The sequence below is a fragment of the Polynucleobacter sp. Adler-ghost genome, from assembly GCF_018688495.1.
In the GTDB taxonomy this organism is placed as follows: domain Bacteria; phylum Pseudomonadota; class Gammaproteobacteria; order Burkholderiales; family Burkholderiaceae; genus Polynucleobacter.
Genome location: NZ_CP061320.1, coordinates 1047975 through 1064102, shown reverse-complemented (window position 1 = coordinate 1064102; position 16128 = coordinate 1047975). Strand labels below are relative to the sequence as shown.

The 16128-nt window shown below is 45.0% G+C and carries 19 protein-coding genes; 18 read left to right on the top strand and 1 reads right to left on the bottom strand.

From position 1 onward, the window contains the following. Nucleotides 1-49: 49 nt before the first annotated feature. The 16 genes from soxC to mnmH all read left to right on the top strand — a co-directional run bounded on the left by soxC (nt 50) and on the right by mnmH (nt 12438). On the top strand, nt 50-1405 hold the full coding sequence (gene soxC, locus ICV89_RS05575) for a sulfite dehydrogenase (protein ID WP_370624498.1): 1356 nt from the start codon (nt 50-52) through the stop codon (nt 1403-1405). Next, complete coding sequence (locus ICV89_RS05570; protein ID WP_215307218.1) at nt 1389-2468, top strand: c-type cytochrome; 1080 nt, start codon at nt 1389-1391, stop codon at nt 2466-2468. The genes soxC and ICV89_RS05570 overlap by 17 nt, the downstream gene beginning before the upstream one ends. A gap of 85 nt (nt 2469-2553) precedes the next feature. Further along, a complete protein-coding gene (gene soxY, locus ICV89_RS05565; protein ID WP_215307216.1) occupies nt 2554-3006 on the top strand; it encodes a thiosulfate oxidation carrier protein SoxY in 453 nt (150 codons plus the stop codon). 56 nt (nt 3007-3062) lie between these two features. Further along, complete coding sequence (soxZ, locus tag ICV89_RS05560; RefSeq protein WP_015421154.1) at nt 3063-3371, top strand: thiosulfate oxidation carrier complex protein SoxZ; 309 nt, start codon at nt 3063-3065, stop codon at nt 3369-3371. Between the two features lie 56 nt (nt 3372-3427). Then, a complete protein-coding gene (gene soxA / locus ICV89_RS05555; protein WP_215307214.1) occupies nt 3428-4243 on the top strand; it encodes a sulfur oxidation c-type cytochrome SoxA in 816 nt (271 codons plus the stop codon). 16 nt (nt 4244-4259) lie between these two features. Then, complete coding sequence (gene soxX / locus ICV89_RS05550; protein ID WP_215307213.1) at nt 4260-4898, top strand: sulfur oxidation c-type cytochrome SoxX; 639 nt, start codon at nt 4260-4262, stop codon at nt 4896-4898. A 45-nt stretch (nt 4899-4943) separates the two neighbouring features. Continuing rightward, on the top strand, nt 4944-6674 hold the full coding sequence (gene soxB, locus ICV89_RS05545; RefSeq protein ID WP_215307211.1) for a thiosulfohydrolase SoxB: 1731 nt from the start codon (nt 4944-4946) through the stop codon (nt 6672-6674). 22 nt (nt 6675-6696) lie between these two features. Then, nucleotides 6697-7122 (top strand): DsrE family protein, encoded by a 426-nt coding sequence (locus ICV89_RS05540; RefSeq protein ID WP_215307209.1) that lies wholly within the window; start codon nt 6697-6699, stop codon nt 7120-7122. Nucleotides 7123-7125: 3 nt separating this feature from the next. Then, complete coding sequence (locus ICV89_RS05535; RefSeq protein WP_215307207.1) at nt 7126-8094, top strand: MBL fold metallo-hydrolase; 969 nt, start codon at nt 7126-7128, stop codon at nt 8092-8094. A 59-nt stretch (nt 8095-8153) separates the two neighbouring features. Then, a complete protein-coding gene (locus ICV89_RS05530; RefSeq protein ID WP_251370786.1) occupies nt 8154-8468 on the top strand; it encodes a hypothetical protein in 315 nt (104 codons plus the stop codon). Between the two features lie 20 nt (nt 8469-8488). After that, a complete protein-coding gene (locus ICV89_RS05525; RefSeq protein ID WP_215307205.1) occupies nt 8489-9610 on the top strand; it encodes a YeeE/YedE family protein in 1122 nt (373 codons plus the stop codon). A gap of 22 nt (nt 9611-9632) precedes the next feature. Continuing rightward, entirely contained in the window at nt 9633-10070 is a 438-nt protein-coding gene (locus tag ICV89_RS05520; RefSeq protein ID WP_215307203.1) for a YeeE/YedE family protein, read from the top strand. 3 nt (nt 10071-10073) lie between these two features. Beyond that, a complete protein-coding gene (locus ICV89_RS05515; RefSeq protein WP_215307201.1) occupies nt 10074-10505 on the top strand; it encodes a YeeE/YedE family protein in 432 nt (143 codons plus the stop codon). Between the two features lie 57 nt (nt 10506-10562). Further along, entirely contained in the window at nt 10563-10907 is a 345-nt protein-coding gene (locus tag ICV89_RS05510) for a TIGR01244 family sulfur transferase (protein WP_215307199.1), read from the top strand. Between the two features lie 28 nt (nt 10908-10935). Continuing rightward, entirely contained in the window at nt 10936-11355 is a 420-nt protein-coding gene (locus ICV89_RS05505) for a thioesterase family protein (RefSeq protein WP_215307196.1), read from the top strand. A 9-nt stretch (nt 11356-11364) separates the two neighbouring features. After that, nucleotides 11365-12438, top strand: coding sequence for a tRNA 2-selenouridine(34) synthase MnmH (gene mnmH, locus ICV89_RS05500; protein ID WP_215307194.1), 1074 nt, complete (start codon nt 11365-11367; stop codon nt 12436-12438). Here the strand turns inward: mnmH and ICV89_RS05495 are convergent. Then, nucleotides 12435-13613 (bottom strand): acyl-CoA dehydrogenase, encoded by a 1179-nt coding sequence (locus tag ICV89_RS05495; RefSeq protein ID WP_215310252.1) that lies wholly within the window; start codon nt 13611-13613, stop codon nt 12435-12437. The genes mnmH and ICV89_RS05495 overlap by 4 nt on opposite strands. Before the next feature lie 95 nt (nt 13614-13708). Here ICV89_RS05495 and ICV89_RS05490 point away from each other — a divergent pair, with 95 nt between their 5' ends. Continuing rightward, nucleotides 13709-14419 carry a queuosine precursor transporter gene (locus ICV89_RS05490; RefSeq protein WP_215310251.1) on the top strand — a complete coding sequence of 237 codons (711 nt, stop codon included), beginning with the start codon at nt 13709-13711 and terminating at the stop codon, nt 14417-14419. Between the two features lie 101 nt (nt 14420-14520). Further along, the gene (locus ICV89_RS05485) at nt 14521-16128 is read left to right on the top strand and encodes an ABC-F family ATPase (RefSeq protein ID WP_215310338.1); all 1608 of its coding nucleotides are present in this window, start codon (nt 14521-14523) and stop codon (nt 16126-16128) included.

Here is a 16128-nt window from a genome sequence, read left to right as displayed (position 1 = left end):
TCACATGAATAAAAAACAAATCGAGATTAGCGCTCAGGACATCGGCGCAATTGAAAAGCCAGCTAGTCAGGCTCGCCTAGTAAAGGCACCAGAACATTTTATTTCGCAGGAACTCATCGCCGATATCAATGCAAATGGTTTAGATGAAAACCGCCGTGGCTTCTTACGTAAAGGTTTTATGTCTGCACTTGGTGGCGTAACCGCTGGACTAGCGGCTCCACTAGCTATGGCAACAGGCGAGGGCGATCCAGCTATCCTTGAGAAACAGGAATGGCAAACAACGCTTGGCAAAAACGTAGCAACCATGCCATACGGCGTGCCATCTATTTATGAATCTAATTTAATTCGACGTGAGTCTCCTGGGCTTACGCGTGTCTCTGCTGCATCTGTCGCCTTTACACCTCTCCAAGGTCTGTTTGGAACTATCACGCCAAACGGTTTGCATTTTGAACGTCACCACCAAGGTTGGTACAACGTCAATCCAGAAACACATCGCTTAATGGTGAATGGCTTGGTTAAGAATCCACGTGTTTTCACGATGAATGATTTAATGCGTTTGCCTTCGATATCTCGTACTCACTTTATTGAGTGTGGTGCGAATACCGGATTAGAGTGGGGCAACGTAGCCGTTCCAACCGTGCAATACACCCATGGCATGCTCTCTTGCTGTGAATTCACAGGGGTTCCTTTAAAGGTATTGCTGGAAGAGTGTGGCGCCGACCTTAAAAAGGGCAGGTTCATGTTAGCCGAGGGTGGTGATGGTTCAGGAATGACTCGCACCATCAATCTCGAGAGTTGCCTTAATGACACCATTGTTGCCTGGGCCATGAATGGCGAAATGTTGCGTCCAGAAAACGGCTTTCCATTGCGCTTGGTAGTTCCTGGGGTTCAGGGTGTGAGTTGGGTGAAATGGTTGCGACGTTTAGAAGTAGGCGATATGCCTTGGAATACCAAAGACGAAGCAGTTCACTACATTGAGCTCATGCCAGATGGAATACATCGTCAATATGCATCAATCCAAGAGTGTAAGTCCGTCATTACAACGCCTTCAGGCGGTCAACAATTGCTGGATAAGGGCTTCTATAACGTGAGTGGTATGGCCTGGTCTGGTCGGGGAAAGATTACTCGAGTCGATGTTTCTTTTGATGGCGGCAATAACTGGCGAACAGCTCGCCTAGAAACACCTGTCCTCACTAAGTCCATTACGCGATTTAATATCGATTGGGTATGGGATGGCTCCCCGGCAATCATGCAATCAAGAGCTGTAGACGACACCGGCTACATTCAACCGTCGATCAAAACGCTACGTAATGTTCGCGGCACACGCTCGATCTATCACAACAATGCAATCCAATCCTGGAAATTGGATTCAAACGGCGAGGTGAGCAATGTTCAAGTTGGATAAATTTAGCATCGGCCTAGTATTTGTGGCTCTTATCGCAATGAGTTCTCAACAAGCTTTAGCACAATCTGGCTCAGCCAAATTCCCTGGTATTGGTAGAGCGGCTACCCCGGCAGAAGTTGCAGCTTGGGATATTGATGTGCGCCCAGACTTTAAAGGTTTGCCAAAAGGATCCGGTTCCGTTGAAAAGGGTCAGGTTATATGGGAGGCTAAATGCGCCAGTTGCCATGGTACCTTTGGTGAGTCTAATGAAATCTTTACACCCATCGCTGGTGGCACCTCTAAGGATGATACGAAGACAGGTCGAGTTGCCTCATTAAAAGACATGAAGCAGCCGCAAAGAACGACCTTAATGAAAGTGCCCACAGTATCTACATTATGGGATTACATTTACCGCGCTATGCCATGGAATGCACCTAGATCACTGACTCCTGATGACACCTATGCATTAGTGGCATTTATCTTGAGTCTGGGTGAAATCGTTCCAGATGATTTTGTTCTCAGCGATAAAAATATTGCTGAAATTAAAATGCCGAACCGTAACGGTATGACGACTAAGCATGGTTTCTGGAATGTCAAAGATAAGCCTGATGTCAATGGCAGCGCTTGCATGCATAACTGCGTCCCATTTGTGCAAATTGGTTCAACCTTGCCTGACTTTGCTCGCAACGCACATGAAAATATTGCGGAGCAAAATCGGATGTATGGCCCATATCGTGGCGCAGACACCACGAAGCCACCCATTCAGCAATTACCTGGTTCTTCAGGAACTGGCTTGGCACATGCAGCAGATACCCATTCCTCTGCAGCAAAAGGTCCGTCAGCACTCTTTAAAAATGAGAACTGCTCGGCTTGCCATGCTCCTAATGCTAAGTTAGTCGGACCTTCAATTGCAGATATTGCTAAAAAGTATGATGGTCAGAGCGGTGCAGTTGATAGGCTGATGACCAAGGTGAAATTAGGGGGGGCTGGTGTGTGGGGATCAATCCCGATGCCAGCACAAGCACAGCTTTCGGACGAAGATCGCAAGGCTTTAGTGGTCTGGATGCTTTCTGGCGGTAAATAAAAAGCTATTTTTAGTAGTAAGCAGGGTGTTTTAATGCAAAATAAGCAATAAATTGAGAGAAGTAAAGATTAATAAAGGAGTTTTTATGAATCAGCAGCGTCGCAGTGTATTGAAGTACTCAGCAGTATTTGGCTTGATGGCTTCTGCAGGCCTTATTAGTACTGCTCAAGCCCAAGAGTGGAACAAAGCCGCTTTTGAGGGTAAGGGTATCGATGATGTATTTAAGATCATGGGTGCTAGTAGCCCAGAAAAATCATCCGCGGTTACTTTAAATGCCCCTGATATTGCTGAAAACGGCGCAGTCGTTCCTGTTGGAATTATCACTTCGCTTAAAGCGGAGCAAATGGCAATCTTGGTTGAAAAGAATCCAAGCGCACTTGCAGCTCAATTCTTTATCCCAGCCGGTACAGACGCTTTTGTCACCACTCGTATCAAGATGGGTCAAACATCCAATGTCTATGGATTAGTCAAGGCTGATGGCAAGTGGTTGATGACTGTTAAAGAAGTCAAAGTAACGCTTGGTGGTTGCGGCGGTTAATTCGCGGTAATTCAATAGAACAATTTATTTATATATAGAGTAAAAAAGGAAACAAAATGGCTGATCCAATGCGCGTAAGAGCTGCTGAAAATGGTGGCACTGTAGACGTAAAAATTTTGATGAAACACGATATGGAATCTGGTCAGCGTAAAGATGCGTCTGGCAAAACTATTCCAGCTTGGTTTATCAGCACAATTAATGTGAAGGCAAACGGCAAGGATGTATTTAATGGTCAATTTGGTCCAGCAGTATCCAAGGATCCATTTTTAAACTTCAAGTACAAAGGCGCTAAGGGTGACAAAATTGTTGTGACTTGGAATGATAGTAAGGGCGATAAGCGTACTGATGAAGCAACCGCTTCTTAATTGTTTTTTGGCTTTAATAAATCTTCACCGCCTCCGTGGTTCTGAAAGGGTAGGAAATGCAGCGTAAATTGACCTTAGGGCTAGCTACTGGTTTAGTGGCAGCTTTATTAACAATGACATCTTCGGTGTCAGCACAAAAAAGTGCTACAGACGATATTGCTAAATATCGCGAGATGATTGCCGACGGAAATCCTTCAGAACTCTACGAGGCGGCTGGTGAAGATTTGTGGAAAAAGCCAGCCGGTCCAAAGAATGCAACTCTTGAGCAATGTAATTTAGGTTTAGGGCCTGGGGTTGTGAAAGGTGCCGCAGCTCAGTTGCCACGTTACTTCAAGGACACTAATAAGGTTCAAGACTTAGAGTCGCGTTTGATGACCTGTATGCAAGTATTGCAGGGCCGCGACCCACAGGAAATGATTGATGCCCAATTCCAAAAGGGCCCCAAGAAGGATATGGAGGCTATTGTTGCCTATGTTGTTACTTTGTCTAAGGGTGAGAAGATTAAGGTTAGTACCGCACATCCAAAAGAAAAAGAGATGTATGACCTTGGTAAGCGTGCTTTCTTTTTCCAAGGCGGTCCGATGGACTTCTCCTGTGCATCTTGCCATGCTGAAAACGCTAAACGGATTCGTTTGCAAGACTTACCGAACATTACAGAGCAAAAAGGTGCTGCTTTAGGTTGGGGTTACTGGCCAGCCTACCGTGTATCGAGTGGTCAGTTTTGGACCATGCAACAGCGTTTGAATGATTGCTTCCGTCAGCAACGCTTTCCGTTCCCTATATACAGCTCCGACGTGACTATTGCTTTGTCTATGTATATGGCAAAAACCGCAAACGGCGGAATAGTCGAAACACCTGGTTTGAAGCGTTAATGGATAAGAGATGAATATGAAAATTACACACTTAAAGCAACTCTTAGCTGTCACTGGATTTATTTTTGCCGCCGGTTTAATTCAAACTCCGGCTCATGCACAACAGAAAAATGATCCAAAATTTAACAAGATGATTCAAGATAGCTTCCGCGCAGACGGTATTGCTGGTTTGGATCGTATTGACCAAGATGCAACCCAGAAATTCTGTTCAGATCCTCAGTTCGCCAATAGCAAGCAAGGTCAAGCTATGCGCGAGAAAATCCAAAAAATCAATATGGATTCCATTAAGCAGCCTGCCGATGGAAAATATATTGGTGATTGGAAGAATGGTGAGCGAATTGCGCAAAGCGGTCGTGGAGCCACATGGTCTGATAAAGCCGATACCCCAATTGGTGGCGGTTGTTATAACTGCCATCAAATTGACGCTAAAGAAATTTCCTATGGAAATATTGGCCCATCGCTAACTGGTTATGGAAAAATGCGCGGTTATTCCAAAGAGGTGGTCACCTACACCTGGAATCGTATTAATAACTCCAAGGCCTATAACGCTTGCAGCAATATGCCACGTTTTGCCCATTTCAAATTATTGAATGAGCAGCAAATTCAGGATGTCATGGCCTTATTGCTTGATCCAGAATCACCTGTGAATAAATAACACATTTAAACAGGCCGCAAGGCCTGTTTTCTTAAGGAAATAAATATGTCTTTAAATCGACGGGAATTTTTGCAGGCATTGGCTATCGCCTCCGCTGGTGGCATGAGTTTGCAATCTAATTTTGCTAACGCACAAACAACTGCTCACAAATTCTATGATTTGCCGAAGTTTGGGAATGTACACTTCTTGCATTTCACGGATTGCCATGCCCAGCTACTACCAATCTATTTCCGTGAGCCTAATGTCAATCTCGGTATTGGTGCGCAAGAGGGTAAGACACCTCACTTAGTCGGCGAATATTTTCTAAAGGCTAACGGTATCAAGTCAGGGACGCGAGATGCGCATGCCTTTACTTATCTTGATTACGTCGCAGCCGCGCAAAATTACGGCAAGATGGGTGGCTTCGCCCACATGGCAACTTTGATTAAACAAATCAAAGCAAGCCGTCCAGGTGCGCAGTTATTAGATGGTGGTGATACTTGGCAGGGATCTGGTACTGCACTGTGGACTAATGGTCAGGATATGGTTGATGCTGCCTTGCTCCTGGGTGTCGACGTGATGACTCCGCACTGGGAAATGACCCTAGGCGAGAAACGCGTCATGGAAATTGTGAACGGGGATTTCAAAGGCAAAGTTTCTTTCCTGGCTCAAAACATTAAGACGGCAGACTTTGGTGACTCCGTCTTTAATCCATATGTGATGAAGGTGCAGAATGGTATTCAAGTGGCCATCATTGGTCAGGCTTTCCCATATACGCCGATTGCTAACCCACGTTATTTCACGCCAGACTGGACATTTGGTATTCAGGAAGAAAATCTTCAGAAGACTATTAATGAAGTAAAGGCTAAAGGCGCAAAAGTGGTTGTGTTGCTGTCCCATAATGGAATGGACGTTGATTTAAAGATGGCGTCTCGTGTTACAGGCTTAGATGCGATTATGGGAGGTCATACGCATGATGGGGTTCCAATTCCAGTCAAGGTAAAGAACTCGGGTGGAGTAACTTTAGTTACCAATGCAGGCTCTAATAGTAAATTCTTGGGTGTACTGGATTTTGATGTGAAGGGTGGTAAGCCGGTAGATTTCCGCTACAAGCTCTTCCCAATCTTCTCGAACATGATTCCAGCTGATCCTGCGATGAACAAGTTGATCGCTAAAGTACGAGCCCCATATGAAGCGAAGTTGAATGAAAAACTGGCAACTACAGATGGTCTTTTGTATCGCCGTGGTAATTTCAATGGCAGTTTCGACCAGTTAATTTTGGACGGACTGATGGCCCAGAAGAATGCGGAGATTGCTTTCTCTCCAGGCTTCCGTTGGGGTACAAGCTTATTGCCAGGTCAAGCCATCACTCGCGAAAACCTGCTGGACCAAACTGCTATTACCTATCCATACACCACTGTGACTAATATGACCGGTGACACTATCAAGACTATTTTGGAAGATGTAGCAGACAACTTATTTAACCCCGATCCGTATTACCAACAGGGTGGCGACATGGTACGTGTGGGTGGTATGCAATACACCATTGATCCGTCAGCATCTGCTGGTAAGCGGATTAGTGATATGCGTTTAAATGGCAAGGACATTGATCCTAGTAAGACATACAAGGTTGCCGGTTGGGCGCCGGTTAGCGAAGATGCTAAGAACGCTGGTGGCGAAGCAATTTGGGATGTGATGGAACGCCATTTGCGCGACGTGAAGGTGGTAAAGGCTGTGAAGCTTAATGAACCGATCATTAAGGGTCTAAAAAATAATCCTGGAATGGTATCGCTCTAATACTTTTAACTCGAGATAAACGATGAAAAAATTACTTCAGTGCCTAGCAGTAACGTTTACCCTGTGTGCTAGCGGAGCTTATGCTGCAGGGCCCACAGAAGTGGTTTATCACATTGATGATGCTGAGTCTCAGGGCATTAAAGGTTTACGTAATATACGGAATCATTTGGATGTATCCCCGCAGACCAAAATCATTGTTGTTACTCATGCTAATGGTGTCGATATCATGATGGAAGGTGCAAAAGATAAGAAGAATGGAATCGAATACGCACCTCTAGTTGGCGCATTGAAGTCACGCGGCGTCCGTTTTGAGGTCTGCGAGATTACCTTAAAGAATCGTAATCTGAAGAAAGATCAATTTATTCTAGATACAGACTTCACCCCATCGGGAGTGGTTCGAGTTGCCGATCTTCAGTATCAAAATCATTTCGCTTACATAAAGCCTTAAGCTATGCAGTTGCTGCATCTAGAGTTGCGCTCAAATGTACTTCGTGTACTTTCATTTGGCGTGATCTGGCTGCTGATATCAATATCCACTGTTTATGCTTCTGATGATTTAATCCTAAAGCCTATTCAAGTAGCGCCAAATACCTATTTCGTCCAAGGTTTGCCGGAAATGGGTAGCAGTAAAAATCAAAACTTTATTTCTAATGCAGGCTTTGTGATTACACCAAAAGGGGTGGTGGTGGTTGACGCCTTGGGTTCACCAACGCTTGCCAAGAAACTCATAGCGGAAATTAAAAAGCTGACAACTCAAAAAGTAGTCGCTGTCATCGTAACGCACTACCATGCAGACCACGTTTATGGACTCCAAGAATTCAAGCATATCGGGGCAAAGATTTATGCGCAAGGAGAGGGCAGAAACTATATCTCTTCTGAAACTGCTAAACAGCGCCTGATCGCATCACGAACCGACTTTGCCCCCTGGATAAATGCATCTACCAACTTAATATCAGCAGATGTCTGGATTGATCAGAGTTTCACGCTGACTGTCGGTGGTGTGGAATTTAAGATCGCTAGAGTAGGTCCTGCACATGCGCCTGAGGACTTAATTATTTATGTGCCATCTGAAAAAGTCCTTTTTGCAGGTGACTTGGTTTTTCGGGGTCGCATACCCTTTGTTGGTAATGCCGATAGCAAAGGCTGGTTGCAAGCCTTGAATGAGATTGAATCACTTAGCCCTAGTATCGTGATTCCCGGCCATGGCGCCCACTCCATTAATCCCAGTCAAGATATCCGTTTCACCAGGGAGTATTTGAGGTATTTACGTCAATCAATGGCAAAGTCGGCAATGGATATGGATCCTTTTGATGAGGCCTATCAACAAACGGATTGGTCAGAATATGAAGGAATGCCCTTGTTTAGGGCGGCCAACCGCATGAATGCCTATAACGTTTACCTATCAATTCAGGCGGAATAAGGCAAATTTGCCATCTGGCTTTAAAATAGCGGTTTACTTCGCTAAATGACTGATTTCAAATGAAATTACTGCTAATTAAGCTTGGATTTACCTTCGCGGCAATGTTTGGCCTGAATGTAGCCGTCTACGCTACAGCGGATCTTGCGAATGGCAAAAAAATTGATCAGCAGAAATGCTACGCCTGCCATGCAAAAAAATCTGGCTTTGGCAATGGTGACATGATCTACACCCGCAGTGATAGCAAGGTTAAAAGCCTTCAGAACTTAAAGACCATGGTTTCAATGTGCAATACAGAATTACGTCTTGATCTTTTTCCTGAGGATGAGGCTGACGTAACAGCCTTTCTCAATAAACAGTTTTATAAATTTAAATAATTTCAGTAAAGATTTTTATTATGGATGCAGTAGATATTTCCTCTCTTAGTAAATCAGTTTTACTTGCCACCTTTGCAGTGACCTTTTTGCTTGGCGCAGTGATGCAAAAAACAGGTTTTTGTAGCATGGGTGCAGTCTCTGATATTTTTATTATGTCTAGCTGGGGTCGTTTGAAGCAATGGTTTCTGGCCATCGGTGTTGCCATTGTCGGGTTTGCTTTGATGTCTTACTTGGGGCTCATTGACCCCCTTAAAAGTATCTACACTAGCAATAAGTTTTTATGGTTATCAGCAATAGTAGGCAGCACATTATTTGGTTTTGGCATGGTGCTTTCCTCTGGTTGCGGAAGCAAGACTCTTGTCCGCATAGGCGGGGGCAATCTGAAATCCGTTATTGTGTTTCTCGTCCTCGGACTTTCGGCCTACATGACGATGAAGGGCTTTTTGGGTGTGATTCGGGTTAACACCTTGGATTCTGTGTTTATCGCTCTCAATACCTCGCAAGATTTGCCAAGTATCTTGGCTCCAATTACTGGAATTGCTCGCAGCAACTTACATCTTGCTTTGGGTTTAATAGTGGGATTTGCCTTTATTGCTTATGCACTTGCGAGCAAAACTTTTTGGACCGCTGAAAATCTATTTGCCGGAACCTTTGTTGGCCTTGCTATTTGTGCTGTGTGGTGGATTTCAGGTAACTTGGGCTTTGTTGCTGAGGATCCTAATACCCTAGAAGAAGTTTTCTTGGTGACTAACTCTGGTCGAATGGAAAGCCTCTCGTTTGTAGCGCCTTACGCCTTTTTTCTGGATTGGTTGATGATGTACAGCGACACTTCTAAGGTGCTTACTGTTGGTATTGCTGCTGTCATTGGAATGATCTCCGGCTCCGCATGTGTTTCTATTTTTACCAAGTCATTCCGGTGGGAGAGCTTTCGCGATACTGAAGATACGGCTAACCATTTGCTTGGTGCGACCTTGATGGGATTTGGCGGGGTTACTGCACTTGGCTGTACTGTCGGCCAAGGCTTAAGTGGTATCTCCACATTGGCAATTGGATCGCTACTTGCCTTACCAGGATTTATCTTCGGTGCCTACCTAGCCCTTTTATATTTAGAAACTCGCAATGCACCTAATCCCTGCAGTTAACTCATAAATTAGGCGAGATCATATGCAGATCGATTGGCTTGCTTTTACTCCTGGTCCCGCGTTTTTTGGTGGAATTTTGCTTGGCGCTGCTGCAGCCTTATACGTCATCCTCCATGGTCGTATCTTAGGTATCAGTGGAATTGTTTCAGGACTGCTATCGCCTAAAGAGGGTGATATTGATTGGCGCTTAAGTCTTATTTTGGGATTATTGAGCGCGCCATTCTTGACCAGCATCTTTTTTGATATTCACACAATCACTGTAATTGATGCCGATTGGTTCGCTCTCATTCTTGCCGGTGTACTGGTGGGCTTTGGTGCGAACTATGGCTCTGGTTGTACCAGCGGTCATGGTGTTTGCGGCTTATCCCGTCTTTCGCCAAGATCTTTAGTTGCTACTCTCTCTTTTATGAGCGCTGGATTTTTAATAGTCTTTGTTATTCGTCATGTACTGGGTCTGTAAGTCATGAGAAGACATTTCAATTTTGTTAGCCAATATTTCATTGGTGTTTTATTCGGATTTGGTTTGATTATTTCCGGTATGAGTAACCCGCAAAAGATTCTGAATTTTCTTGATCTCACCGGTAACTGGGACCCATCCTTAATCTTTGTAATGGGTGGTGCAATTTTGGTGGGCCTTGCCGGTTTTTATTTGGTCTCCAAGCGCACTGAAGCTTTTTTTGGTGGCGCACTTCATATTCCCACCCGTAGAGATATTTCGAGGCCTCTCGTCATAGGCAGCCTCATTTTTGGAGCGGGTTGGGGTATTGCTGGCTTTTGCCCAGGTCCTGCAATTGTTGCTCTTGGGGCTGGTCACCTCAAGGCTCTCGTCTTTATATTAGCAATGTTGGCTGGTATGGCTATCTGCAACCGCTTCTTTACGGGCCATAAAAAGTAAGTCTGATTTAGAATCTAAGCTATTCGTTTTTAAATTCTTATTATTTTTGAGGTTTAGATGAGCCTTCCTATTGCCTGTCATTCCGATCAATTTGCTACCTTGGGTCAAATTGACCCAAGCCACTTAGCTGAGATTGTTAAACAAGGTTACAAAAGTGTAATCAATAATCGCCCAGATTTTGAGGGTGGCCCAAGCCAACCTACGAACGCACAAATTCAGGCTCAAGCTGAAGCCTTGGGTTTGAACTATGCTTTTTTGCCTGTAATTCCTGGTGCTTTTACGCCGGATCAAGTGGTTGAAATGGCGCGCTTACTAAAAACTATGCCAGGTCCTATTTTGGCCTTCTGTCGTTCTGGAGCTCGCTCTACTAATTTGTATCAAATGGCATTGCAAGTTCGTTGATATCTCATTGAATACCCAGTAAGCATTCATGCGCATTGAGATCCCAGAAGAAAAAAAGTTTGTTCATCAGATGTGTATGCCGATTCGTTGGGGTGACATGGATGCATTTGGACATGTTAATAACACCGTGTACTTTCGGTATATGGAGCAGGCTAGGGTAGAGTGGATTACATCCCTCGGATATAGCGTTGCCCCTGGTGATGAATCTATGTTGATGATGAATGGCTTTTGTAACTTCCATCAACAACTTACCTATCCAGGTGAACTCACTCTAAAAACCTACATTGGTAATATTGGGCGCTCGAGTTTGGATGTTTACACTACGATGGCTTTAACTACTGAGCCAGATATTATGGCCGCAGTCGGCGGAGCTACTATGGTCTGGGTAGACCTGAAGACAGGTAAATCGATACCTTGGCCCGATCACGTGCTCTCTAAGCTGCAATAGGATATCTTTTTGCAGCCTAGTAACCCGCATATTCTCAGTATTGACAAGCTAGCATCCTCTTTACCTGAGTTTGATGCCATTATTGATGTGAGAACTCCTGCGGAGTTTGCTCTAGATCACATTCCCGGTGCAATCAATTTTCCAGTGCTGAGTAATGAGGAGCGTATTGAGATTGGAACCTTGTATAAACAGGCGTCCCCCTTTGTTGCCAAGAAATTAGGTGCTGCTTATGTTTCACGCAATATTGCCAATCATTTAGAAAATTCCCTGATTGATTTGCCAAGAGAGTGGCGCCCCTTAATTTACTGTTGGCGTGGTGGCGAACGTAGTGGAGCCTTTACTCATATCCTCAATCGTATCGGCTGGAAAGCCCTCCAATTGCAAAGTGGTTATCAAGGCTTCCGGCGTGTTGTGATCAATGATCTTGACCAAGCTGCTAAAGACTTTTCTTTTCAGGTAATTGCCGGCATGACTGGAAGCGGAAAGACCCGCATTCTTCAGGAAATTGGTTTACTCGGCCAGCAGATACTAGACCTTGAAGGTTTAGCTATTCATCGAGGATCGGTATTGGGTAACGAACCTAATATAGAGCAACCTTCGCAAAAAGGCTTTGAGACTAATCTGTGGAATGCTTTGAATTCACTGGATCCGTCTAAGATAGTGTTTGTTGAGTCTGAAAGCAAAAAGGTAGGAGGATTGCATATTCCCGACCCCTTGATGGAGCGCATTCGAGATGGCCAGTGCATTGAGCTTAGATCTAGCACTCATACGCGAGTATCTTGGTTGCTGCGGGAATATCATCATTTTTTATCCAACCCCGAAAGCTTCAAAGAAAAGCTGAGTTTGCTGACATCACGATATGGCAAAGAGCAAATCACGAAATGGCATGAGGCCATTGATGCGGGCGATTTTGAGGGTCTGGTCGAGGAGTTATTGGTGATGCATTACGACCCATCGTACCAATCCTCAATTATTCGAAATTTCCCGAGCTATCGTGAGAACCATTTCGTAGAGCTTGAGGATGATAGTGATGAAGCCTTTGCAAAAACAGCAAAAGACCTCATCACCAAACTTGGGCTTTAACTAAAAGCCTGGATTCCAGTTTGCGCGCGACCTAAGATGAGGGCATGAATATCATGCGTACCCTCGTATGTGTTGACTACCTCTAGATTGAGCATGTGACGCACGACTCCATACTCATCCGAGATACCGTTACCGCCATGCATATCTCTTGCTAAACGAGCTATATCTAAAGACTTGCCGCAAGAGTTACGCTTCATGATGGAAGTGATTTCTGGTGCGGCAATGCCTTCATCTTTCATGCGACCTAAACGCAAGCAGCCTTGTAGCGCCATGGTAATTTCGGTCTGCATATCTGCGAGCTTCTTTTGCACCAACTGATTTGCTGCGAGAGGGCGATCAAATTGCTTGCGATCCATCGTGTATTGGCGCGCTGCATACCAACACCACTCAGCAGCTCCAAGCGTGCCCCAAGCAATGCCATATCTGGCTGAGTTCAAGCAGGTAAAAGGACCCTTGAGGCCGGTGATTTCTGGGAATTCATTTTCAGCAGGGACAAAGACTTCATCCATCACGATTTCACCGGTAATAGAGGCACGTAGACCCATCTTGCCGCTGATCTTGGGCGCCGATAAGCCCTTCATCCCTTTTTCTAAAATAAAGCCTCTAATTAAGCCCTCATCATTTTTAGCCCAAACAACAAATACATCTGCGATGGGGGAATTAGAGATCCACATCTTAGAACCAGTTAACGAGAAGCCGCCTGGAACTTTTTTGGCCCTAGTGATCATGCCACCCGCATCAGAGCCATAGTTGGGCTCAGTCAAGCCAAAGCAGCCAATCCATTCGCCGGTGGCTAACTTGGGTAAGTATTTTTGCTTTTGTGCTTCACTACCAAATTCATTGATTGGCACCATCACTAAAGAAGACTGTACGCTCATCATGGAACGGTAACCTGAATCGACACGCTCAATTTCGCGTGCTATTAAGCCATATGAAACGTAATTCAGGTTTGCGCCACCGTACTGCTCGGGGATCGTAATGCCGAGTAGACCCAATTCACCCATTTCGCGAAAGATGGCGGGATCCGTAGTTTCATTGCGGTAAGCATCATGTACACGGGGCATTAAACGGCCTTGTGCATATTCAGCTGCAGCATCACGAACCATACGCTCATCTTCTGTCAGTTGCGTATCAAGGAGTAGGGGGTCAGCCCAATTAAAACTAGCTTTACTCATGGTTCTTAATGATCCTATAGGGGGTTTTAATCTGCATCCTGTTAATTTTCAAGAATACGGATATTCTTTATTCTATTATCCATTTTTCTAGACATATGGACGCAACTAGACGTCACCATCGCTATTACGACCTGATATTGGCTGCCTTTGTTGTGGTTCTGCTGTGCTCCAACTTTATTGGCGCTGGCAAGGCTGCTACTTTAGATTTACCTTATTTTGGCAACGTCACATTCGGGGCTGGAATCCTTTTTTTTCCGATCGCCTATTTCTTTGGCGACATATTGACTGAGGTCTATGGCTATGCATACGATCGTCGGGCTGTTTGGGCAGGTTTTGCAGCGCTTGCCTTTGCCGCCATCATGGCCCAACTAGTCATTGCTTTGCCTGTCGCTCCAGGTTCCTATATGGCTAACTACCAGCAGGGCATGGAAACAGTATTTGGTAATTCTTGGCGAGTAGCGCTTGCCTCCATGATCGCTTTTTGTTGTGGCAGTTTCGTAAATAGCTATACCTTGGCCAAAATGAAGATCCTGACCCAAGGGCGCCACCTTTGGATGCGTACTATTGGCTCTACTGCGTGTGGTGAATTGGTCGATTCCTCACTCTTTTACATGCTGGCCTTTTACGGTCTGTGGCCAATAAATGAGGTCTTGGCTGTTGCGGTCTCACAATACGTCCTGAAGACTGCCTGGGAGGTTCTAGCAACCCCCTTAACCTATTGGGTGATTGGTTTTCTGAAGCGTAAGGAAAATCAAGATCATTACGATATTCACACCGATTTCACGCCGTTTAAGCTGAAAGTCTAATTTACGGCTTTTTTAGCCGCAAGCCGTTAAAATAATGGTCTTTGATGCAAAACCTGCATCCGCATCCTCGAATTGACCTATCAGAAAGTAAAAATACATCCGTGCTGTCCGCATCTAATATCACTATGCAGTTTGGGGCAAAACCCCTATTTGAAAACATTTCCGTTAAGTTTGGCGGCGGTAATCGCTATGGTCTCATTGGGGCTAACGGTTGCGGAAAATCCACTTTCATGAAGATTTTGGGTGGCGAGCTAGAGCCAACCAGCGGAAACGTGAGTCTCGATCCTGGTATTCGCTTGGGTAAATTGCGCCAAGATCAATTTGCTTACGAAGATCAGCGCGTGCTTGATGTAGTGATGATGGGTCACGAAGAAATGTGGAAGGCAGCTGCGGAGCGTGATGCCATCTACGCGAATCCCGATGCCACTGACGAAGATTACATGAGGGCTGCTGAACTCGAGGGTAGTTATGCAGAGTACGGTGGTTACACGGCTGAAGCTAAAGCGGGGGAGTTGTTATTGGGAATCGGTATTCCGATTGAACAACATAATGGCCCAATGAGTAACGTAGCACCCGGTTGGAAATTACGTGTGCTTTTAGCACAGGCTTTATTCTCCGACCCAGATGTCTTGCTCTTAGATGAGCCAACCAATAACTTGGATATTCACTCGATTCATTGGCTTGAAGATATTCTGAACCAAATTAAGAGCACGATTGTCATCATTTCCCATGATCGCCACTTCCTTAATGAAGTATGTACACATATGGCTGATATGGACTTCGGTACCCTGAAGGTTTATCCGGGCAACTATGACTCCTACATGCTGGCTTCTGTTCAGGCTCGCGCTCAACAGTTAAGTTCCAACGATAAGGCTAAGGAAAAGATTGCTGAATTAGCGGCTTTCGTAGCTCGATTCTCTGCAAATGCATCAAAGGCGCGTCAGGCGACTTCACGACAAAAACAATTAGAGAAAATTGAGATTGTTGAAATAAAGCCTTCTTCACGTCAGAACCCATTTATTCGTTTTGATTCTGAAAAGAAGTTACACAATATGGCGGTTGAGTGTAATGCGCTCTCCAAAGCATATGATCGCCCGATTTTTAAGAACTTTAAGATCGGTATTCGTGCAGGCGAAAAGATCGCCATCATTGGTCAGAATGGTGCCGGCAAGACAACACTGCTCAAGACTATCCTTAGCAAACGCTTTAATGGGATTTCGGCAGATAGTGGCGATGTGAAGTGGGCGGAGAATGCTAACGTCGGCGTCATGCCTCAGGACAATACCGAGATGTTCGCAAAAGACGAATTGCTCATGGATTGGATGAATGAGTGGCGCAATACTGGTGATGATGATCAGGTCATTCGTGGCACCCTTGGCCGCCTCTTATTTTCTGGTGATGACATCGGCAAGTCTGTCAAAGTGCTTTCAGGCGGTGAAAAGGGTCGGATGATTTGGGGTAAGTTGATGCTGCAAAAGCACAACGTACTCGCAATGGATGAGCCTACTAACCATATGGACATGGAGTCAATTGAGAGCTTGCAAATTGCTCTTGAAAAATACGAAGGCACTTTAATTTTCGTATCTCATGATCGTGAGTTTGTCTCGGCCTTAGCTAATCGCATCCTCGAAGTGAAGATGGATGGAACTATTGCTGATTACTCAGGGACCTACGAAGAGTATTTACGAAGCCAAGCTTTAGCTGGCTAA